The organism is Paenibacillus sp. FSL H7-0735 (genome assembly GCF_038008505.1).
Taxonomy (GTDB): domain Bacteria; phylum Bacillota; class Bacilli; order Paenibacillales; family Paenibacillaceae; genus Paenibacillus_AQ; species Paenibacillus_AQ odorifer.
On sequence record NZ_JBBOZH010000001.1, the window covers coordinates 6,041,869 to 6,062,744 of the forward strand.

Sequence of the window (20,876 nt, forward strand, 5' to 3'; positions counted from 1 at the left end):
TCGCTTGAGATAATATCTTCATTATATGCCAAAAAGGCCTCTCCACCAAATGGAAGGCCAATAAAGCTGACAACAGGGTCTATTTTCTGTTCATCGCATTATAAGTAAGCTTGTCCGCCAGGCGAGGAAACAGCCCGTAAAGCCGTATGCCAAACCCTGCCAGACCCGGAAGATCGAGCTCTTCTTTGCCGGTCTCCATAACCTTAACGATCTTGGAAGATACATGCTCTGGGGTCATCATCATCCGGGCTACACTCTTCTCATAATTGCCAGACGGGTCAGCCGTTTTGAAAAAATCGGTGGCGATAGGCCCCGGGTTCACAGCCGAGACGATAATTCCACTCTTCCGCAGCTCCTGACGGAGCGCATTTGTGAATCCGAGAACAGCATGTTTGGTAGCTGTGTAGGCTACAGATTTGGCAGTGCCTATCTTCCCTGCCATGGAAGCCACATTTACAATCTGGCCGCTTCCCCGCTCCAGCATATGTGGAACAACAGCCTTCGTGCACCGGACAATCCCCATGTAATTAACATCCATCATATCGTCAAATTCATGAGGCTCCATCTCCGTAAAAGCAGCAAATTTGCCGTACCCTGCGTTATTTAGCAAAATATCAATTCTGCCATATGCGGCCAAAATTTGTGCGAAGGTCTTCTGAACACCCTCAGCATCTGTTACGTCGCAGGTGTACAGTCCAAAAACGCCCGGGATACCAGCCGCTGTTTCTTTCAGCTTCGCTTCGGAACGTGCTACCAAGACAGGGATTGCCCCCTTTTTACTAAGCATCTGTGCTGTTAATGCACCAATGCCGCTTGACGCTCCTGTAATCACAACAACCTTATCTTTGAGTACCATGAAAAGTATTTCAGCTCCTAACTCTTGCCTAAGAGATCATCACCTGAATATCCATCTCTCCAACCCCATCCATCAACAACGGAATACTAAGCGCTTTACGAGGCATAAAAGACATGCTTTCCATCTTCATAATCTGAGGAGGACTTATATCCACCGAAACACCTTGATTATATAGAATGGTACTGGCATTCCCACTGATCATATTGCTCAGCTCTGAAATCGCACTTTGACCCATCTCATCCATCTCGGTGATCACAAAGCCACCCATCATAATCGATACCATTCGCAAGGCTACCTGCTCCGCGATACCAAATATAATATTTCCGCTCAGTTGGCCTGTCATCCCTACTTGAATCCATATATGATTATCGATCAGTTCAATTTCTTTAATGCCTAAACTCCCCGTAGAAGGCGAGACCTGAATTACTTGTTCTATAACAGTCCGTGCAGACTCTAGAAACGGATTAATTACTTCTGCTTTCATGAATGTCTAGTCTCCCCCTTTATCGTGCTTTGGTCATATACCAAAAGTCCCAAGCAATATGGATATATTATACTTTATATATCGGCACAATTCAGCAAAAATTAATGCATATGTCGAATTCAAACCCAAGATAGTTTACGCAGCAACATTGCTCTGCCGGGTATTATCTCCTATAATTTAAACAAATGCCAACGTAGAACGTAAGATATTAACGCAATTACACATCCAATTCGATGGTCCAAAGGAGGTATTCCATGAACATCAGCCAGCTGGAGACACTAATAACAATTTCCAAAACGATGAGCTTTCGCAAGGCCGGAGAACTGCTTAATCTGACCCAACCAGCGGTTTCAGCACAGATTAAGAGCCTTGAAGAAGAGTTTAAGACTCAGCTGGTTGACCGAAACCAGCCTGTTACATTAACGGATAGAGGGACTGTCTTTCTGGAGCATGCGGAACAAATAGTGAGGATTGTCGAGGAACTTAAGGAACGGCTTGCAGATCTTGATGAAAATCCCCAAGGTCATATAGTTCTAGGCACAACTACCTCAATCGCCATTCAAATTTTACCGCGTATTCTTTCTTATTTTAAAGACCAGTTCCCCCATATCAAAACATCAATTTCCTCTATGTCCTCATCACAAATTTATCAGCATGTCGAAAACGGCATTGTTGATGTCGGCATCGGTTATTTAATTGGACGTAGCCCGGGCATGTCTACTTCCATTTTGTATTATGATACCTTCGAACTGGTGGTCTCTCCCAGACACCCTCTCGCTCAAGTGAAGACCGCTGGGATAGAAGCCTTAAGCAAGACCCCGCTAATTCTGCTCTCACCAGATACAGTGGGCCGTAAATTTGCGGATGAGGTTCTGAACAAACATGGCATTCAACCTCAGGTCATTATGGAGCTGACCAGCAGCGAGGAAGTGAAACGGATGGTCGAGCTCGATTTGGGCGCCGCCATTATTTCCAAGCAGTCAGTAACCGCTGAGGTTCGAGCCGGCACCCTCAAAATTGTGCCAATTATTGAGCTGGAAGTCACCCATCCTGTTGGCGTGATCACAAAATCAGGAAAATACGTAAACTCTGCTATGAGGCAGTTCCTAAGCGATCTTAAAGGCATGCCAGAAACCCAATTTATCGGGTCTGAATAAATCCCACCCACAAAGTGGAACCGATTACTTCTGAGCTGATTGCATAACCTTGTTTAAAGGAGATGTTCTTGATGAAATTTGATTTACACACCCATCATTTCCGCTGTGGCCATGCTGACGGAACGATTAGAGATTATATCGAAGCTGGGATTGCCGCTGGATTAGGAGTTATAGGTATTTCCGATCATACTCCCTATTTCGGAGATCCATCCGATCAGGCTTTTCCCAAAATCGCAATGGCTAAATCCGAATTTGCTAATTATGTAGATGATGTTCTCTCCCTCAAAAAAGAGTACGAAGGCGTTATCGACGTACTGTTAGGCATCGAATCAGATTACTTCCCCGAACATGCTGAGATATACCGTAAGACATTATCCGCCTACCCTTTTGATTATGTGATTGGATCGGTACATAGTGTTGGTGGAGTCAGCATTTTTAACAAAGGGCGCTGGAAAAACCTTAGCAAAAATGAGAAGATCCGCGTAAAGTCTGAATATTACCGGTTAATTGCTGATTCCGCACGCAGTGGTATGTTCCAAATACTCGGACATGTTGATGCGATGAAGGGGAATTATCCTGCTTTTTCCGAAATCCCTGCACCTCAGCCGATTGACGATTGTCTGCGTGTAATCAGTGAATGTGACGTGGCCATCGAAATCAATACCTCAGGCGGGACTAAGCTGGTCGGCGGCTGGTATCCCTCTGAAGATATTCTGGAGCGGGCACTACATTTTGGCGTAGAGGTTAGTTTTGGTTCGGATGCACATAAGCCGTCCCGGGTCGCCGAGGATCGGGACGCGGTAGCTGCACAGCTTAAAGAAATAGGCTTTACACACTGGGTTTACTACAAGCAGCGCCAAAAAGTCAAAGTTTCTCTGTAAACAAGCTTAAACGCCTTCGCCGTCCCTATAAGGACGGTAAGCGTTTAAGCGAGAAATTAAATAATGCACCAAGCGTTATTGGTTTAGGGGCAGGGTTCACCCTCCGTTAAACCAATCTCAGCTTGGTGCATTTTTTTGTTTATTTACAGATTATCACAGCTAAAACCTTGTTGTTTCAGCGTACGTTTCGCATCTCCATATTCCGGGTTGATATCATAAAAATGAGCAATCGTACTGGTCCAATCTCTCTCCGTCATCCCCTGCTGCTGCAAGAATTCACGGTGGGTTTGATTATACGCCTCCAGGAGGCCTTGTACGTCCGGATTGTATTGCTCCTCATGAAATATAGCTTCCAGTGGCAGCCGCGGCTTCTGAGAAACCTCCTCCGCTGGGTATCCCACGCAAAGGCCGACGACAGGGAATACGTACTCCGGCAGCTTCAGCAGTTCAATAACACCCGCTGTGTTGCGTCGCACACCCCCAATAGGAATGATGCCCAGTCCCATGGATTCCGCCGCTGCAATCGCGTTAGACAATGAGATTCCCACATCTGTAGCTCCAACCAAAAGTGCATCCACATCTTTCACGGCTTCAAAAGACTTGCCTTCCAGCTCACTAGCTACTTTAGCTCTATAAAAATCCATGCAAAATACCAAAAAAACCGGTGCTGCCGCTACATGCTTCTGATTTCCGCACAAAACTGAAAGCTGCTGCTTACGCGCAGGATCTTTGATGGCGATTATCGATACCTGCTGTCCATGAACCCATGACGGTGCGGCTTGAGCCGATTCAATCATAATTTGTAGCTTCTCTGGCTCCACAGGCTGGTCTGAATATTGCCGGAAAGAACGATGATTTTTTAATGTTTGTACCACTTCATTCAAAATGTTACGCCTCCTTGGTCATTCCACTCCATAGTATGTTAATCATAAACGATCGGATTCGGTACTGCCAATCACTTACGCTACTCTTTTCAATCAAAAAAAATGGACCCGAATCATCGGGTCCCAAAGCAGTATATTTTTAAAAGGGGGTCATGTACTTAGTTTAACCGCACACTGTTAGAGTTTGATAACGGCATTATTTCATTTGTGTAACAATGTGAATACTTTCATTACATCGTCCAAGGAGCCGACTTTGGGCATCACCCGCTCCAGCTTCATACCGTTCTTGAGCATCACACGTTCCGATCTAATATTATCTCCTGTGCAGCGTCCTTCGATCCTTGTTATCCCAAGGGTATGAACACTATAGTTCAAAAACAAACCCACGGCCTCCGTCGCCAGCCCGCATCCCCACCATGCCGGGTCCAGCATATATCCTAAGGTAGCTGTGCCCTCACGGCGGTTCCAATTCTGCAAAGCCACTATACCGATCAACCGCTGCTGCCCCTTTAAATAGATCCCGGCATGCAGCGCACAAGGATCGAAAGCAAATAACATCCGGTTTACCAGCTTCTCCACCTGGGCAGATGCTGATCCAGGGCCAGAGCGTACTAGAATATGGCGCTGCACATCTGGATGGGAGAGCAGCTGCCGCAAAGCTAAAACATCCTCAGGCATGATCAGCCTCAGATCAACTGCTAAACCATGTTGTGTCTCTAACAACACTGCTCCATAGGTGCTCATCTTCTCTCCCCTTCCGTGCAGCTAAAATTCCAGCCTAATCAGCTCATGGACCGATGCAGCGTCAGAACCGTTAATTCTGGCCTACACAATAACCGAAAAGGCATGTATGTCTCTCCAAACCCTCTATTCACATACACAGGCATGGCTTTGTCTTCTGTATAATACAATCCATTTATGTATTTAAGAGATCCATAAGGTGTAAATGGCGCACCTATAAAGGGCAGGCGAATTTGTCCGCCATGACTGTGCCCGGAAAGCTGTAGATCAAATGAATAGGCCTGTGCGGTATCCGCATAATCCGGCTCATGCATCAAAAGGACGTTAAAGGTTCCTTCAGGAACACCAGTAATGGCTTTCGCTGGGTCGGGTTTACCGTGTAACAGATCATCCAGACCCGTAACCGCCATGACTGCCCCGCCTCTTTTTAGAAGGTAGGATTTATTCCTCAGCACCCGGAAGCCCGCAGACTCCAGCAGCTCGGTAACCAGCTGGGTATTCTTGTAATCATGATTGCCTAATATCGCAAATTTACCCAATGGCGCACTTAACGCTGCCAGCACCGGTACGGCTTCAACAAGATCCTCAGGATCGCTGTCCACAATGTCACCCGTGAAGCAAATAAGATCCGGTTCAGCTTTGCTTATATGTTTAGCGAGTCGGGCCAGATCCCTGGCATCCTTATTAAATCCGAGATGCGTATCACTGAAATGAACAAGCTTCATCCCTGAAAAAGCGGAAGGAAGCTCCTTAAAACGCAAGTCCAGCTTAGTGACCTCAATCCAGTTCGGCTCCCCCTGCCATGCATATCCGCTTGTAAGCAATCCTGCGCCGATTACAGCAGCCGCACTCCGAGTCAGGAACTGCCGGCGGGTAATTGTAGACTCGCTACCAGAACGCCCCTTAGAGGGGTCCTGGTGGATCTTATCGCCATTCTTATTGGGAGAAGCCCCAGACGATTGTATCTTCATAGGGAGATTCTCCTTTCTTTACCTTTTCCCCGAAAAACAGACGGTCCAAATAATAACTTATATATTATTTCGGGCAGTTAGAACAATCCGGCATTCTTCTTCCGGAGTTTCGCTGTAAGCGCGTGCAATCCCTTTTTTTGCGATTTCTGATTTTTGAACTCGTCTCAGCATAAATGCTACTTCCAGGTTTTTTACAAAAGGAAACGGTTCAAGCATTAACGTTGACTTATCCTGCCACTCCGCTGTGATAACACGACCTGACGTAAAACTGAAATCTTCAGTGCCTGAGAACCCTTCACGCCACCATGGATGCTCCTCTGATTTCGGACACCCCGGCTCATTTAAGGCCAAATACAAGGACAGATCATCGCAAAATTCTAAAAGACGGGCATCATAATACAGCTCATCTTCTCCGATAGGCTTAGAAGCTTCAAGCTCCCGATGGATACGTGCTCTGCGTTCCTCTTCATGTTCTTGATATAACGTTAGTTCTGGATAATCGAGTCCCGAAATCTTAATAAGCCGCTCAAAATGCAAGCTGCACAGCAACGCTCCGTACGGTGTGTGTTCCTCGATCTCATCTAATCCACGCTTATAAAAGGTCAACTTAGGCACTACAGGAAAATCAATAAAGGTGTAGGGTGCTTGCTCCGCATCATTCCAGAAAGGGGTCTCATCGAGATCAATCCAACCCCTATCATGCTGGGCTACTGCCCACAGTACCTCTTCCCGGCGTCCTTCAGTTGGCACATGCTGCTCTTTGAACCCAATGGCCAGCTCTCCGGCAAGTTTCCCGTGATCATGCTGCTTAACCATTACAATTGCTCCATCTTGCTCCCGACAAATCAAGATTATTCCTCCTTGTTCCACAGCTAACATTACGTTAACAATGGATATTATAGCATAAATTGGTCAATATTCTGAACTTGCTCAAGCCCTGCAAGACTTTCCCGCCTCAAGCAGATAAGAGAGTCTTAACAACATAAAAAAAGCTACCCCCAGCGAATGGAATCCACTTTGAGGATAGCTCAATAGATAAACATTTGGCGGTACTATTAATTACACACCTAACCAACGTTTGAACATATGCTTCGTTGTTTGCTTGTTTATTTCTGCAATAGATGTCGTAAGAGGAATCCCCTTTGGACAAGCGCGTACACAGTTCTGTGAGTTACCACAGCCATCGATCCCGCCATCCTCCATAAGAGCGTCCAATCTTTCGTCAGCGTTCATTTCACCTGTAGGGTGAGCATTGAACAGACGTACTTGAGAAATGGCTGCCGGTCCGATGAAATCCGTCTTTTCGTTGACATTCGGACAAGCCTCCAAACATACGCCACAGGTCATACATTTGGATAATTCATAGGCCCACTGCCGTTTTTTCTCCGGCATCCGCGGTCCCGGTCCAAGATCGTACGTACCGTCAATCGGAATCCATGCTTTCACCCTTTTTAGCGCATTGAACATCCGGGTACGGTCAATGACTAAGTCACGCACCACCGGAAATGTCTTCATAGGCTCAATGCGTACAGGCTGCTCCAGATTGTCTATAAGTGCAGCGCAGGCTTGGCGGGGTTTGCCATTAATCACCATGGAGCAAGCTCCGCACACTTCTTCTAAACAGTTGGAATCCCAGCATACGGGAACTGTGCTGTCACCTTTGGCATTCACAGGGTTACGCTGAATTTCCATCAAAGCACTGATCACATTCATACCTGGACGATAAGGAAGTTCAAATTCCTCGACATACGATGAACTTTGTGGATCGTCCTGGCGGGTGATGATAAACTTTACGTTTTTGGGAGCTGCAGCTGTTTCCGCCATAATGGTTCCCTCCTCAAATTGCCTGATTTTATTTCATGAAGCTTGCCTCGCAAGCTATTCTGTTACTGGAAAGCATTAATCCTTCGAATAATCGCGTACCCGTGGAGGAATCAGCGAGACATCCACTTCATCGTAGGAGATTTGTGGACCCTCTGCAGTCCAGGCTGCTTTTGTGGTCTTCAAGAACTCCTCATCATTACGATTTGGGAATTCCGGTTTGTAATGTGCACCACGGCTCTCATTCCGCATAAGCGCTCCAAGTGTCATCGCTTCGGACAGCTCCAGCATATTCCAGAGCTGGCGAGTGAAGGCCACACCTTGGTTATTCCAGCGCGATGCATCATTCATATTGATCTTGCGATAACGCTCCTTAAGCTCTTTGATTTTGCCAATGGTCGCTTCCAGCTTCGGATTGTGCCGCACCACGGTCATGTTGGCGGTCATCCATTCGCCCAGTTCCTTGTGAATCACATAAGCATTCTCTGTACCTGACATCGCTAACAGAGATTCATATTTGTCCGTTTGCTTTTTGTGGAAGCTATCGAATACGGAAGAAGAGATATCCTGCGATGATTTCTTCAGGCCTTTAATGTATTCAACAGCCTTTGGTCCTGCGACCATACCGCCGTAAATAGCAGATACCAGTGAGTTGGCGCCTAGACGGTTCGCTCCATGATATTGATATTCACATTCTCCGGCTGCAAAAAGACCAGGAACGTTCGTCATTTGATTGTAATCAACCCACATGCCGCCCATAGAATAGTGCACAGCCGGGAAGATCTTCATTGGTATTTTACGGGGATCATCCCCCATGAATTTTTCGTAAATTTCAATAATCCCGCCAAGCTTCACGTCCAGCTCTTTCGGATCCTTGTGAGAGAGGTCCAAATACACCATGTTCTCGCCATTAATGCCCAGCCCTTGATCCACACACACATTAAAAATTTCACGTGTAGCAATATCGCGCGGCACCAAGTTACCGTAGGACGGATATTTTTCTTCGAGGAAATACCACGGTTTCCCGTCTTTATAAGTCCAGATACGGCCGCCCTCGCCACGTGCCGATTCCGACATCAGGCGGAGCTTGTCATCTCCCGGAATAGCGGTTGGGTGAATCTGGATAAATTCTCCGTTGGCATAATGTACACCCTGTTGGTACACCGCACTTGCAGCTGTCCCTGTATTAATAACGGAGTTCGTTGTTTTGCCAAAAATAATACCCGGCCCGCCGCTTGCCAAAATAACAGCATCCGCAGGAAAAGTCTCAATCTCCATCGTCTTAAGATTCTGGGCACTGATGCCGCGGCATACACCTTCGTCGTCGATGATAGCCGAAAGGAACTCCCAGTTCTCGCGTTTAGTTACGAGACCTTCAGATTCCCAGCGGCGCACCTGCTCATCCAACGCGTACAGCAGCTGTTGGCCTGTTGTCGCGCCGGCAAAAGCTGTACGGTGCCGCTTCGTTCCGCCGAAACGACGGAAATCGAGCAGACCTTCCGGTGTGCGGTTGAACATAACGCCCATCCGGTCCATAAGGTGAATGATACCTGGCGCAGCTTCACACATCGCCTTAACCGGCGGCTGATTCGCCAAAAAGTCACCGCCATAGACAGTGTCGTCAAAATGCTCCCAAGGGGAGTCGCCCTCACCTTTTGTATTTACCGCGCCATTGATGCCGCCTTGCGCGCATACGGAGTGTGATCTTTTTACAGGAACTAATGAGAATAAATGGACATGCGCACCAGCTTCCGCTGCCTTGATGGTAGCCATCAAGCCGGCCAGACCGCCGCCCACGATAATGATATCGGATGTTGCCATGATAGTTCACTCCTTTTATCGAAAATATCAGAAAGGATTCTTAAATTAAATGAAGGTCTTTATGGACTGGGCAATAGTTGCTGCAGTTTGAAATTCACTGTCACGGAAAGTAACCAGCGAAATCAGGAACATGAACGTTACTAAGACAAATATGCCAAGACAGAGGTAAGAAGATACCCGCTGTGCACGAGGACCGACGGTAATTCCCCAGCTGATTAAGAAAGACCAGAGACCGTTCGAGAAGTGGAAGCATGCAGCAACGATACCGATAATATACAGTGTCAGCAGAAGTGGCTGAGTCACGATATCGTGCATGAGACCGCCTAATTCTTCGTGCTCCACATTACCCACTGCCACCTGAACCCGTGTTTGGAACAAGTGCCAGACGATAAAGATAAAGGTAACAATACCTGTAATCCGTTGCAGGGTATAACGCCAGTTTCTTTCAATGTTGAAACGGTTCAAGTTCGGCTTGGATTGATACGCAATATAAAGTCCGTATACCCCATGGTACAGCAGAGGAAGCCATATACCGAACAATTCCAGGAAGAAGACGAGCGGTAAGCTGTTCAGCCATAACACGCTGTCAGTGAAACCGGAAGCGCCACCCTCTACAGCCGCAAAATTCGTCATCATGTGCTCAATGAAGAAGGCTCCAAGTGGGATAACGCCTAGCAAGGAATGAATCTTTCTGGAATAAAATCCTTTCATACAAAGTAACCCCTTTCCGATTAAAACAGCGTTTTCATTAATGGGTATTCACCGCCGGAACTACATTTGACACAGGATAACGTTGACAATCCAAAGACATAATTCCTTAATTTACCGTTATCCTAGAGTTTACCGGACTTAGTTTTATTTTTCACAAAATGTGAATATCTTGTGTCACTTTTCATGTTACTCTTTTTTCGCTTATAAGGGAATTGCAATCTAATTATTAAACGTTATACAATAAACGCATAAGAATAGATTTTATATGATAATAATTCTCATTTAGCGAAACAACATTTTCCGACATAACCTGATTTTCCTTATGTAATAAGAACAGTTACCCTTAAGGCTATGAATTTCATCACTACTGATCATACATCGCACTAGGAGAGGAACCTCAATATATGTTTGACGATTTAGATGTTTTTGCAGCAGTTGTGGAACATTCCAGCTTAAACCGGGCCTCACGCCAGCTCAATCTATCCCAGCCCGCCTTGTCTCGCAAAATTTCTAAACTCGAGGAACGTCTGGGGGTCGCACTATTTAATCGTTATGGCAAGCGACTGGAGTTAACCGAGGTTGGGCGTCTCACTTATTCCTATGCGCTTGAACAACGGCAGCAGCGTTCAAAGTTTCTGGAGGCTCTTTCCAAATTCAAAGAGGGGGAGCCAAGGCTTGTCACCTTGGGGGCTAGTCTTACCTCACTGCAGACCACGCTTCCGCCGCTGGTAAACGCTTATATGGACAAATATCCGACCGCAGAGCTGAAGCTGATCACAGGCCGAACGCATGAGATCGTATCCTCAGTTAGTGAGGGAAAATCAGATGTAGGTCTGATCGCTTCCTCTATTCAAGAACCTGGGTTACGCTGCATTTCTCTGTTTGAGGATCAATTGCGACTGGTCGTCTCAGAGCAGCATCCTTTAAATTTATCTTCCAAGCTAACCATGGATAATCTATCCCGGCTGCCTATGATTCTCTTCTCAAAGGGTACCTGGTACCGGCGCCTGACGGACGATCTATTCCAGCGCTGCGGGATTGATCCCGATGTGCGCATGGAGATTGACTCCTTCGAAGCCATCGTGCGGCTGCTTCCGACTGTCAAAGCGGCTGCGTTGCTGCCAAAGTCTTATCTGCGTCCAGAGCTGCTGAACGGCGGCGGACTGGTGTCCTTACATATCAAGGAGCTGGAGCAGACTCAACGGACCACCTGCCTGATTTACCGTGACGATGGAAGCATGAGCACGGCTGCTCGCAGTCTGGTGCAAGTAACCGAAGAGATGTTTCTGACAGAACGTGAGCAGTAAAGCCGGACCAAATGAATCAAGGGGCGCACCTATTGATCTCCAAATGAGGCAATAAGTGAAGCACTTATTGCGTAATTAGGGAATTTCTCCCTGAAATTTAGAGATTTCTGTTCAGCAGACTTATAATTAGGGAAAACTTCCCTAATTTTCGGCTGATTGAGTAACTAATAAAGGAATCCCACTGTTTATTAGGGAGGAATTCCCTAATGTCGTTCATTTAGAGCGAATAGCGGCTATTTTTAGGGAGGTTTTCCCTAATTAGTTACACCCACTCTGTACATCGTACAAACAAAGAACGCATATCGCCCATATTCCACCGTCACAGATACCACAAATCATCTACTACAGCCGTACGAATATCACACCTAACAACTCGTCAACCGCACAAACCAATATATTAGATCACTACGCGTGATCTATAGTCATATGGCATAGTAAAATCCATTACTTTTCCTACTCTTTACTCCATAAAAAAGAAGCTGCCCCCCAAGTAGAATTCACTACTTTTGAGTCAGCTTCTTTTACTATGATTCTTGGTTCACAACTTCACTCTCAAAACGGTCAATACTTTCATTAGGACCAATGAGTACCATAACATCGCCTTCACTTAAATAATCATGGGCAGTTGGAGCGACGATTATTCCGCTTTCCCTATTTAGGGCAACAATGCTGCAGCCATATTTAGCTCTTGTATTTAAATCGGACAAGCTTCTGCCGTTCATGCAGGATGGCACGGTCAGCTCGACAATTTTATAATCCTTGGACAGTTCAATATAATCCAGCAAATTGGGCGTCACCAGCTGGTGTGCCACACGAATCCCCATATCCCGCTCCGGAAAAATAACCCGATCAACCCCCAGCCGCGACAGTGCGCGGCCATGAAGGATGGAGATTGCCTTAGCCACCACTTGCTTGACTCCAATCTCCTTTAACAAAATGGCCGCCAGAATGCTTCTCTCCATATTGTCACCAATCGCAACAATCCCACAATCAAAGTTCCGTACACCAAGCGAGCGCATAATTCCCTCATCTGTAGCATCTGCTACTACCGTATGCGTCAGTTGATCGCTCATTTCCTCCACGCGTTCTTCATGGTGGTCAATGCCGAGCACCTCGTAGCCCATTTCCATCAGCTCAAGCGCCAGGCTTGAACCGAAGCGACCTAAGCCGATTACTACAAATTGCTGTGCTTTCATTTCTAATTAACTCCTATCCAATAATTATTTTACCTTCAGGATACTTATACAGTGGTTTACCCTGTTTGGGACCGAGTGCATACGCCAAGGTTAGTGGACCTAGCCGACCTGCAAACATCGTCAGACAGAGTAGAATCTTACCGATCGCTGACAGTTCCGGAGTTAGCCCCATAGTCAGTCCTACCGTAGCAAAGGCGGAGGTCGTCTCAAACAAGATTGCCAAGAAATTACTGTCTTCAGTTGTGGAGAGTATCATCGACACAGAGGCGATTAACAACAAAGCCAGCAGTGTGATCGTTAATGCCTTGTAGATGCGCTCCTGAGCCAGCCGATAACGGAACAACACAACATCTTCCCGTCCACGCAGCATAGCAATAACAGCACCAATCATCATCGTAAAGGTTGTTGTCTTGATCCCGCCGCCCGTTGAGCCTGGAGAAGCACCAATAAACATAAGAATCACTATAAAAAATTGTGTAGCCTGCCGAAGTCCAGCAATATCAACTGTGTTCGCGCCAGCCGTACGGGGAGACACGGATTGAAAGAAGGCTGATAATATTTTACCGCCAAAATTCAGTGAACCTAGGGTACGAGTGTTAGTAAACTCGAATATAAAAATAACCAGAGCTCCGATCAGAATCAGCCCTGTGCTGGTGGACAGGACAACTTTACTATGTAGAGACAGCCTGCGGGTTACCCGAAACTCCACCAGATCTGACATTACAATAAAACCAATCCCGCCGGAGACAATCAGAAACATCACAATAATATTCACAAGTGGATCATATACATAATCAGTTAAACTGCGAAAATCCCCAAAAATATCGAACCCCGCATTATTAAACATAGACACCGCATGAAATATGCCATAATAAATCGCTTTTCCCAGTGGCATATCAAAAGCCCAGCGAATAGACAGCAGCAAAGCGGCACAGCCTTCTATGACAAGAGAATATATGAGGACTCTTCGGATCAGCCGCACAATTCCTTCCATAGAGCCTTGATTCATGGCTTCCTGTAGGATTAGCCTGTCCCGCAAAGATATTTTACGCTTTAACACCAGTGAAAATAGAGTGGCCATGGTCATAAAACCTAAGCCGCCGATCTGGATCAGGATCATAATTACGGTTTTCCCAAAAATCGTGAACGAAGTTCCGGTATCCAGCACAACAAGCCCTGTTACACAGGTTGCCGAAGTTGAAGTAAATAATGCATCAATAAATTCCACGGAATTCCCGCTTGTGCTTGAGATGGGCAGCATAAGCAGCAAGGCCCCTATCAGAATAATCGATGCAAAACCAAGCACCAGTATCTGCGGCGGCGAGAGCTTCAGAAACTTAAATTCAGAACTCCTGCGAAACTGTGAAGCCACTTTGCTCACCTTCTTATCAAAAATTCCAACAAAAAAAGCACTGGAAAACCAATGCTGACTTGGTTCCTGCAGTAAATTAGCCTACGAGGTTAGCTGTCGGATTCGGACTGTGCAGGCTGCCCTATTCGTTCCCAGAACGAAATTCACCCCTGATGAAAGTGCCATTTATCGTGTACACTCCACTTTTCATCACTTCTTATGGTTCCCCCGTTTTCACCAGAAATTCGGCTACTATACAATTGCATACAAATTATATACGTTATTTAGTGAATTCACAAAGACACAATTAATGCTCATTCGCATGAAAAAATGCGGTTTAAAGAGACTGCATCAAAAGGAGTGCCTTTTCTCATCACTTTTCCGTGTTTTCCCTGCAATTACACCGATTCTCATCATTCGTGCAGAAATGAACACGATAAAATTCATGGTATAAATTCACATGACTATTCTATACTATCTCTATTACCCATAAAAAGAACATATAATGTTTTTTGTAACCAACCAGGCACTAATACTATAATGGAACATAACATTGTCAGTACATAACAAGGAGGCGTTACATGAATCCCGTCGGCCAGCCCTTACAGCAACGTGCCCTCTCCAAGAGGCTCATCATCTCGGGCATTATCGGTCTTATTCTATTTATTATGTTTCAGATTTCCCCTTCACTGCTTAGTAGCCCTACAGGTGAAGATACCACCGTCATTAGCAAGGCAGAAGCCCGTGACCAAGCCGTATTATTCGCAGAACAAAAGCTCAATTACACCGAAGCACCAAACGATCAATGGAATGTACTTTACGAGACGGACTCTTCCTTTTATGGTTATATGTCTCGCGAGAAGCTTGTGGAGGACTATACCAAGAAAAAATTGGATCAAAAATATCCTTTTGATGTCTTTCGTGCAACGCTTACTCCGTCAGCGGATCAAGAGCCGCAAATCATCGTTGACCTCAATATGTATACCGGCGAGATTGTCGCTTTCTCAAAGGCTGCAAAAGTTGCCTCCGAAGAGGGGTCTGGCATTGCTTCCGTTGGTGCAAAAGAGGACAAGGGAGCTGACCTCACTCTAGCGCAGAAGGAGAATCTTGCTCGTCCTTGGCTTCAGGAATGGGAAGTAAATCCTGCCAAGCTACAAATTGAATCGAATACAGGAAACCATGGGCTGGTGTATACGGATAGCACTGTTCAGGTCGGCGAATCCTTATTGCACTATTATTTTGATTTCAGTGGAGAGCAGGTCTCCAGCTTTAATGCCGGATTCTCTGCACCGGCTTGGCATACCTCCTACGTACAAGGACAGACCTCTTTAGCGGAAAAGCTGACATTATTCGGTTACGGTATACCCACACTGATTTTAGGAATTCTGGCACTCGTCTACAGTATTCTTAGAAGAGAGCATACTTCCTTTAAACGTGGGGTATTCCTAAGCTCAGCCTATTTTGTAATCATGATGATCAGCACCTATAATATGCTGCCTGAATCAACAGGCGAAGGGCTAGAAGCACAGATTACCTCTGTCATTATGTTTATCATTTATGCTTTATACAGCCTGCTGATGTCCTCCTTGCTCTACTTCTCTTTAGTGGGCGGCAATGGCCTATGGCGAAAAGAGGGAGGCATGAACCCTTGGCCCCGCGCCAAAGAGCCCGGCTATGGACAATATGTGTTGGATAGTATCCGGGCTGGATACATGTGGGCTTTCGTTCTGCTAGGGGTGCAGACGGTTATGTTCATCATATTATCGTTTACCTTGCACAATTGGTCTACTACAGACGCCACCCAGTCTCCTTATAACATGAGATATGCTTGGCTTCTGCCTATCGTCGCATGGCTCGCTGGTTTATCTGAGGAAGCCATTTATCGCTTTTTCGGAATCCCTATGCTGAAAAAGGTGTTCCGGAACACTTTCGTCGCTTGCTTGATCACCACGCTGGTTTGGGCGTTTGGCCATACGTTATATCCGATCTATCCCATCAGCTCCCGTCCGATTGAGCTGACCGTAATCGGGCTGCTGTTCAGTTATATTTTCCTTCGTTACGGATTTATTGCTGTCATGTTCAGCCACGTCGTGTTTGACAGCATCCTGATGGGCGCTACGCTGATCTTTATGAAGGAGAGCGTAAATGTAGGCGCGGGTATCTTCGCGATTATTATGCCATTCATAGTCGCTTACATCGTCTATCGATTTAATCCACCACAGAAGACTAAGCCGGTGGAGCCTTCTTCTTTGATTTAAGAAAATAAAATAGTGTACATCCTATAACCAAATTTAAAAAAGGGCATCATAGCAGCTTTAGTCGCTGCTGTGATACCCTTTTTCTTTTGTCACCATTGCTATGAGGTTGGCTCTTCGTCCTTGAGCGCATCAAGAATTTGTCTTGCCAGCTTTTCTCCAATAGAAAGTGTACGGAAATCATCCACGGAGGCTTCTTTAATTTTCTTAAGCGATCCGAAATGCTTAAGCAGCGCTTTACGGCGCTTCTCACCTATACCAGGTATAGAGTCCAGCTTGGAGGTAACCATGGACTTCCCGCGCTGTTCACGGTGGAAGGTGATCGCGAACCTATGGACCTCATCCTGAATCCGTTGCAAAAGGTAAAATTCCTGACTGTCCCGGGCTAGCGCGACAGGTTCTGGCGGATCTCCAACCAAAAGCTGAGCCGTCTTATGCTTATCATCCTTAACAAGGCCGCAGACCGGAATGAATAATCCCAGCTCATTCTCCAGAATATCAATAGCAGAGGAGATTTGCCCTTTCCCGCCATCGACCACGATAAGATCCGGTATCGGAAGATTCTCCTTCAATACCCGTTCATATCGCCGCCGAATGACCTCGCGCATCGTTCCATAATCATCCGCACCCACTACCGTACGAACCTTATATTTACGATACTCTTTTCGTGCAGGCTTGCCATCAATGAAGACAACCATCGCTGAGACCGGGTTAGTTCCCTGAATGTTCGAGTTATCGAACGCCTCAATGCGGCTCAAGCGTTCAAGACCCAAGCTCTCACCTAAGCTGATCGCTGCTCCAGAGGTACGCTCTTCATCCCGTTCAATCAGCCGGAATTTCTCGTCGATAGCCACTCTTGCATTTTGACAGGCCATGCCAACCATCTGCTTCTTAAGGCCGCGTTGTGGCACAAGCACCTTAATGCCCAGCCACTCCTGCAGAATGGAAGCACCGCCGGCGGCATCCACGATCCCAGCTGCAGCAGCTTCCTCCGCCGCCGTCGCACGTGCCTCAGCCTCTTCAGCCGATTCAGGAGTATCTTCACCCTGTTGTAAATCCGCTTCTGCTGGAGCAGCTATGGCGATCTCGGGTTTACTCTCTTTATTAGCCAGAGACTCCTCATCGAGCACATCCGGCAGCAGGATCTCCTGCGGCAAAGCGGGATTATCACTATAATACTGCGTCACATAAGACATAAAGTCACTGTAGGCTTCACCATAGAACGGGAACACGGAGGAATGGCGCTGAATCATCTTCCCTTGTCTCATGTACAGAATCTGTACACACATCCATCCCTTGTCTACAGCATAACCAAATACATCCCGGTCCTTAGTATCTGTAGTGTTGATCTTCTGCTTCTCCATCAATGCATCGATATGGATAATCTGATCCCGCAGTTCCTTCGCCCGCTCAAAATATAACTCCTCAGCAGCTTCCTGCATTTTTTGCTGTAAATCCTTTTTAACCGCCTCATGACCTCCGCCTAGAAAAGCAGCGATATCCTGCGTAATCTGCTCATACTCGGATTTCTGAACCTCCTTCTCACACGGTGCCAGACACTGGCCCATGTGATAGTAAAGACAGACCTCCTTTGGCATCACACCGCATTTACGAAGCGGGTACATACGATCTAGGAGCTTTTTTGTCTGCTGAGCAGCATAAGCATTAGGATAAGGGCCAAAATATTTTGCTTTATCTTTAATCACCCGGCGTGTAACCTCAAGGCGCGGGTGAGTTTCATTCGTTATTTTTATATAAGGAAACGTCTTGTCGTCTTTCAAAAGCACATTATAACGCGGCATATGTTTCTTAATCAGATTACACTCTAGAATGAGCGCTTCCATGTTACTGGACGTAACGATGTATTCGAAATCAGCAATATTAGCGACAAGCCGCTGCGTTTTACCATTATGACTGCCTGTAAAATAAGACCGCACCCGATTCTTGAGTACCTTCGCTTTGCCCACATAAATAATAGTGCCTTCCTGATTCTTCATCAGATAGCAGCCAGGCAGATCGGGTAGTAGTGCCAGTTTATTGCGGATATTGTCCAAAATGATCCCCTCCAGCTAAATTGGACCCATGATTAGTTGGCATTCAGCACACAAAACGCCTCCGGAATGAACCGAAGGCGCTGAGTGGCAGGGCCGAGGCCCGAACAGTAGCATCTATCAATTATTGATGTTTTGCTACGATATTTTTCAGGGATTCTTTGGAGTTCAGTCCCACAACTTTATCTACCGGTTGACCATCTTTGAAGAAGATCAGAGTTGGGATACTCATAACACCAAAACGGGAAGCCGTTTCCGGATTCTCATCCACATTCAATTTTGCAATTTTCACGTCGTCTCCCAGCTCTGTGGACAATTCATCCAAGATTGGAGCGAGCATTTTACAAGGACCACACCAAGGAGCCCAGAAGTCTACTACTACAGTACCTTGACCTTCCACTTCGTTACTGAAGGATTGGTCAGACACGTTCACGATAGCCATGATATTGTTCCTCCTTTAAGTTTTGCGAAGCATTACGCACATCTTAAGCCAAAGCTTAGTTCATGGAAGCTGCTCCGAAATATGAGTTAATAAATTGTTTCATGTAATATGATAACCAAATTACCACTTACCGACACATTACAAGTATAACATATCTTTATGGGATATGTGAAATATCACTCGCAATTATATTGCCTTCAATGTATTTTTTTTGCGTACTCTTTTCTTTACAACCTCCCCAGCATTTCGGTATACTTAAAGAAAGCGCATTAATTGTCAATGACTTATTTCATAAAACTAATGTCAATTTGCATCTAACAATACAGGGCTTGTCCCTGTAAGGAGGCAGAAACTATGGATGTTAACGCGCAAGTACGGGACCCACGAGAACATATCAACGAAGAACCCCGCAATGATCTTGGGGATTTAATGACCGGATTTTTCGGAATGACCACGTTTATGACGGTTGTCTTTTTCGGAATGGTCATCCTTAAATTCATTCTCTCGGAGTAAAGGAATCATCGCACAATAAAAAGAAGCTGTCTCAAAAGTAGTGAATGCTACTTATGGGACGGCTTCTTTTTTTGAGAATAATGAGGGAAAACCTCCCTGATTATAGCCGATAATTGCTATAAATGAACAGAATCAGGGAATTCCTCCCTAATAATCGGGAGAATATCTATTTTCGCTGACGAATCAGTTCATTTTTAGGGAGATATTCCCTAATTAGTAGTCTAATGAGCAGAAACCTCTGAATTTTAGGGAGGTATTCCCTAATTATCGATCAGAGTGAGTATGCCCGCCAGATGTTGCAACCGGAAAGTGTGTTTGGACAATTAAAGTACACTCAAGACTTCCGGCGATCCTGCTTCGCAGCATGGAAAAAGCGGCGTTTGAGTTCGAATAACTAAAAAAACGAAGAGCAGCCATCCTCCAATAAAAGGAGAACCACTGCTCTTTTGAATTTTACATTATGAATATTCCAGCTTATCTATTGGCCCCTCGCTGATTCTCCCCATGCAGTGGAAGCACATCCACAAAAGGAGCAATGCGATCCATTAGTCGTTGGCCTTTATAGACCTCTTCACCATCTTTGCTCGTAAAGCTAAGATGTTTCTCCAAGCCATCCAATGGATAATTCGAGGTATAGAAGGTTGGTTTGCGGTTCATCCGATAATTCAAGATCGCCCCAAGTACATGATCACGAGCCCAAGGATTCAAATTTTCCGCACCAATGTCATCAAAAATAAGCAAATCACAGTTTTTCATCGTATCGACAGTTTCCTTCATTTTCTGGCCATCCATCATGATCGATTTCAAGTCCTCTATAAAGTCTGGCATGTATACGATCACTCCGGTATATCCAGCAACAGCAAGCTCATGCAGCAAATAACACATCAAAAAAGTTTTGCCTGTTCCGAAAGAGCCATGTAAATAAATGCCGCGTGAAGTCAGGCCTTCCTCTTTAACACTGGTGATATAATCAAATATTTTATTCACAGCCGAGACCCGGCGCGGGTCTTTGCCCATAATATCTATCTCATCATAACCGCCGTTAAGTACACGCTCGTCCACATAAAAGCTACGAATACGTTTGCGGATATTATCCTGATTATCTTGTGCCACTTTAAGTCGGCATGCCGTCTTGCGTTCATATAGATCCACTGAACCATTCACAGTTTCTACCGTTAGTTTACTATAATGGCCAGGAAAATCATTTGGACACTTCTCTAGTCCTGGGCAGTTCGCACAGTTTCGGCTTTCCTCTACATATTGATACAGGCGACTCATATGAAGCCGCAGTCGTGATTCGTCCAGCTCAGGATGTTCGGACTGTAATGCCTTCACAAGTGGATGATTGAATAACCCCTGTTCAAGATCGCGTTGACGCTGCCGTAGAGTTGGATTGTTGATCGAACGAAGTACATCGCCCATAGACTCCATTGT

Annotated in this window: 19 protein-coding genes and 1 riboswitch; of the genes, 5 read left to right on the plus strand and 14 right to left on the minus strand. The window is 45.8% G+C overall.

The window, feature by feature from the left end; genetic code table 11:
* Window positions 1–79: 79 nt before the first annotated feature.
* Both NSS82_RS27295 and NSS82_RS27300 read right to left on the minus strand, forming a co-directional pair.
* Window positions 80–856 (minus strand): SDR family NAD(P)-dependent oxidoreductase, encoded by a 777-nt coding sequence (locus NSS82_RS27295; RefSeq protein ID WP_036679791.1) that lies wholly within the window; start codon window positions 854–856, stop codon window positions 80–82.
* A gap of 28 nt (window positions 857–884) precedes the next feature.
* Window positions 885–1,340: a chemotaxis protein CheX gene (locus tag NSS82_RS27300; protein ID WP_036679793.1), complete on the minus strand. Its 456-nt coding sequence runs from the start codon at window positions 1,338–1,340 to the stop codon at window positions 885–887.
* Between the two features lie 254 nt (window positions 1,341–1,594).
* Between NSS82_RS27300 and NSS82_RS27305 the strand changes: the two genes are divergently transcribed.
* Both NSS82_RS27305 and NSS82_RS27310 read left to right on the plus strand, forming a co-directional pair.
* Window positions 1,595–2,497, plus strand: a complete 903-nt coding sequence (locus NSS82_RS27305) for a LysR family transcriptional regulator (protein ID WP_038573173.1) — start codon at window positions 1,595–1,597, stop codon at window positions 2,495–2,497.
* Window positions 2,498–2,568: 71 nt separating this feature from the next.
* Complete coding sequence (locus NSS82_RS27310; protein ID WP_038573175.1) at window positions 2,569–3,378, plus strand: histidinol-phosphatase; 810 nt, start codon at window positions 2,569–2,571, stop codon at window positions 3,376–3,378.
* Window positions 3,379–3,521: 143 nt separating this feature from the next.
* On the opposite strand, the gene NSS82_RS27315 is transcribed toward NSS82_RS27310, so the two are convergent.
* From NSS82_RS27315 to NSS82_RS27345, 7 genes are all read right to left on the minus strand, one after another.
* Window positions 3,522–4,253: an NADPH-dependent oxidoreductase gene (locus NSS82_RS27315; protein ID WP_254924580.1), complete on the minus strand. Its 732-nt coding sequence runs from the start codon at window positions 4,251–4,253 to the stop codon at window positions 3,522–3,524.
* Window positions 4,254–4,463: 210 nt separating this feature from the next.
* Window positions 4,464–5,006: a GNAT family N-acetyltransferase gene (locus NSS82_RS27320; protein ID WP_051491088.1), complete on the minus strand. Its 543-nt coding sequence runs from the start codon at window positions 5,004–5,006 to the stop codon at window positions 4,464–4,466.
* A 38-nt stretch (window positions 5,007–5,044) separates the two neighbouring features.
* A complete protein-coding gene (locus NSS82_RS27325) occupies window positions 5,045–5,974 on the minus strand; it encodes a metallophosphoesterase (protein WP_081386622.1) in 930 nt (309 codons plus the stop codon).
* Window positions 5,975–6,031: 57 nt separating this feature from the next.
* A complete protein-coding gene (locus NSS82_RS27330) occupies window positions 6,032–6,823 on the minus strand; it encodes a DUF3891 family protein (protein ID WP_051491089.1) in 792 nt (263 codons plus the stop codon).
* A gap of 210 nt (window positions 6,824–7,033) precedes the next feature.
* Window positions 7,034–7,798 carry a succinate dehydrogenase iron-sulfur subunit gene (gene sdhB, locus NSS82_RS27335; protein WP_036679800.1) on the minus strand — a complete coding sequence of 255 codons (765 nt, stop codon included), beginning with the start codon at window positions 7,796–7,798 and terminating at the stop codon, window positions 7,034–7,036.
* A 75-nt stretch (window positions 7,799–7,873) separates the two neighbouring features.
* Complete coding sequence (sdhA, locus tag NSS82_RS27340) at window positions 7,874–9,616, minus strand: succinate dehydrogenase flavoprotein subunit (RefSeq protein WP_036679802.1); 1,743 nt, start codon at window positions 9,614–9,616, stop codon at window positions 7,874–7,876.
* Window positions 9,617–9,661: 45 nt separating this feature from the next.
* A complete protein-coding gene (locus NSS82_RS27345) occupies window positions 9,662–10,327 on the minus strand; it encodes a succinate dehydrogenase cytochrome b558 subunit (protein ID WP_036679804.1) in 666 nt (221 codons plus the stop codon).
* 404 nt (window positions 10,328–10,731) lie between these two features.
* On the opposite strand from NSS82_RS27345, the gene NSS82_RS27350 reads away from it, so the two are divergent.
* Window positions 10,732–11,634 (plus strand): LysR family transcriptional regulator, encoded by a 903-nt coding sequence (locus NSS82_RS27350; protein ID WP_036679806.1) that lies wholly within the window; start codon window positions 10,732–10,734, stop codon window positions 11,632–11,634.
* 524 nt (window positions 11,635–12,158) lie between these two features.
* Here NSS82_RS27350 and NSS82_RS27355 read toward each other — a convergent pair.
* Entirely contained in the window at window positions 12,159–12,830 is a 672-nt protein-coding gene (locus NSS82_RS27355) for a potassium channel family protein (RefSeq protein WP_036679808.1), read from the minus strand.
* Window positions 12,831–12,843: 13 nt separating this feature from the next.
* Window positions 12,844–14,202, minus strand: a complete 1,359-nt coding sequence (locus NSS82_RS27360; RefSeq protein WP_076272748.1) for a TrkH family potassium uptake protein — start codon at window positions 14,200–14,202, stop codon at window positions 12,844–12,846.
* 62 nt (window positions 14,203–14,264) lie between these two features.
* Window positions 14,265–14,442: riboswitch (cyclic di-AMP (ydaO/yuaA leader) on the minus strand.
* 320 nt (window positions 14,443–14,762) lie between these two features.
* Between NSS82_RS27360 and NSS82_RS27365 the strand changes: the two genes are divergently transcribed.
* Window positions 14,763–16,439, plus strand: a complete 1,677-nt coding sequence (locus tag NSS82_RS27365; protein WP_076272747.1) for a CPBP family intramembrane glutamic endopeptidase — start codon at window positions 14,763–14,765, stop codon at window positions 16,437–16,439.
* Between the two features lie 98 nt (window positions 16,440–16,537).
* On the opposite strand, the gene uvrC is transcribed toward NSS82_RS27365, so the two are convergent.
* Both uvrC and trxA read right to left on the minus strand, forming a co-directional pair.
* Entirely contained in the window at window positions 16,538–18,490 is a 1,953-nt protein-coding gene (gene uvrC / locus NSS82_RS27370) for an excinuclease ABC subunit UvrC (RefSeq protein ID WP_306031596.1), read from the minus strand.
* 121 nt (window positions 18,491–18,611) lie between these two features.
* Window positions 18,612–18,929, minus strand: coding sequence for a thioredoxin (trxA, locus tag NSS82_RS27375; RefSeq protein WP_036679814.1), 318 nt, complete (start codon window positions 18,927–18,929; stop codon window positions 18,612–18,614).
* A gap of 354 nt (window positions 18,930–19,283) precedes the next feature.
* On the opposite strand from trxA, the gene NSS82_RS27380 reads away from it, so the two are divergent.
* Window positions 19,284–19,442 carry a YqzM family protein gene (locus NSS82_RS27380; RefSeq protein WP_094902239.1) on the plus strand — a complete coding sequence of 53 codons (159 nt, stop codon included), beginning with the start codon at window positions 19,284–19,286 and terminating at the stop codon, window positions 19,440–19,442.
* Window positions 19,443–19,916: 474 nt separating this feature from the next.
* Here the strand turns inward: NSS82_RS27380 and dnaI are convergent, their stop codons facing one another.
* Window positions 19,917–20,873, minus strand: coding sequence for a primosomal protein DnaI (gene dnaI / locus NSS82_RS27385; protein WP_036685219.1), 957 nt, complete (start codon window positions 20,871–20,873; stop codon window positions 19,917–19,919).
* Window positions 20,874–20,876 lie beyond the last annotated feature (3 nt).

Excerpts from the sequence above, each read along its gene's own strand:
- NSS82_RS27295 (WP_036679791.1), bottom strand. The coding sequence starts at position 856 with ATGGTACTCAAAGATAAGGTTGTTGTGATTACAGGAGCGTCAAGCGGC.
- sdhA (WP_036679802.1), bottom strand. The coding sequence starts at position 9,616 with ATGGCAACATCCGATATCATTATCGTGGGCGGCGGTCTGGCCGGCTTG.
- NSS82_RS27310 (WP_038573175.1), top strand. The coding sequence starts at position 2,569 with ATGAAATTTGATTTACACACCCATCATTTCCGCTGTGGCCATGCTGAC.
- dnaI (WP_036685219.1), bottom strand. The coding sequence starts at position 20,873 with ATGGAGTCTATGGGCGATGTACTTCGTTCGATCAACAATCCAACTCTA.
- NSS82_RS27305 (WP_038573173.1), top strand. The coding sequence starts at position 1,595 with ATGAACATCAGCCAGCTGGAGACACTAATAACAATTTCCAAAACGATG.
- NSS82_RS27345 (WP_036679804.1), bottom strand. The coding sequence starts at position 10,327 with ATGAAAGGATTTTATTCCAGAAAGATTCATTCCTTGCTAGGCGTTATC.
- sdhB (WP_036679800.1), bottom strand. The coding sequence starts at position 7,798 with ATGGCGGAAACAGCTGCAGCTCCCAAAAACGTAAAGTTTATCATCACC.
- NSS82_RS27350 (WP_036679806.1), top strand. The coding sequence starts at position 10,732 with ATGTTTGACGATTTAGATGTTTTTGCAGCAGTTGTGGAACATTCCAGC.
- NSS82_RS27325 (WP_081386622.1), bottom strand. The coding sequence starts at position 5,974 with ATGAAGATACAATCGTCTGGGGCTTCTCCCAATAAGAATGGCGATAAG.
- NSS82_RS27355 (WP_036679808.1), bottom strand. The coding sequence starts at position 12,830 with ATGAAAGCACAGCAATTTGTAGTAATCGGCTTAGGTCGCTTCGGTTCA.
- trxA (WP_036679814.1), bottom strand. The coding sequence starts at position 18,929 with ATGGCTATCGTGAACGTGTCTGACCAATCCTTCAGTAACGAAGTGGAA.
- NSS82_RS27300 (WP_036679793.1), bottom strand. The coding sequence starts at position 1,340 with ATGAAAGCAGAAGTAATTAATCCGTTTCTAGAGTCTGCACGGACTGTT.
- NSS82_RS27380 (WP_094902239.1), top strand. The coding sequence starts at position 19,284 with ATGGATGTTAACGCGCAAGTACGGGACCCACGAGAACATATCAACGAA.
- NSS82_RS27320 (WP_051491088.1), bottom strand. The coding sequence starts at position 5,006 with ATGAGCACCTATGGAGCAGTGTTGTTAGAGACACAACATGGTTTAGCA.
- NSS82_RS27365 (WP_076272747.1), top strand. The coding sequence starts at position 14,763 with ATGAATCCCGTCGGCCAGCCCTTACAGCAACGTGCCCTCTCCAAGAGG.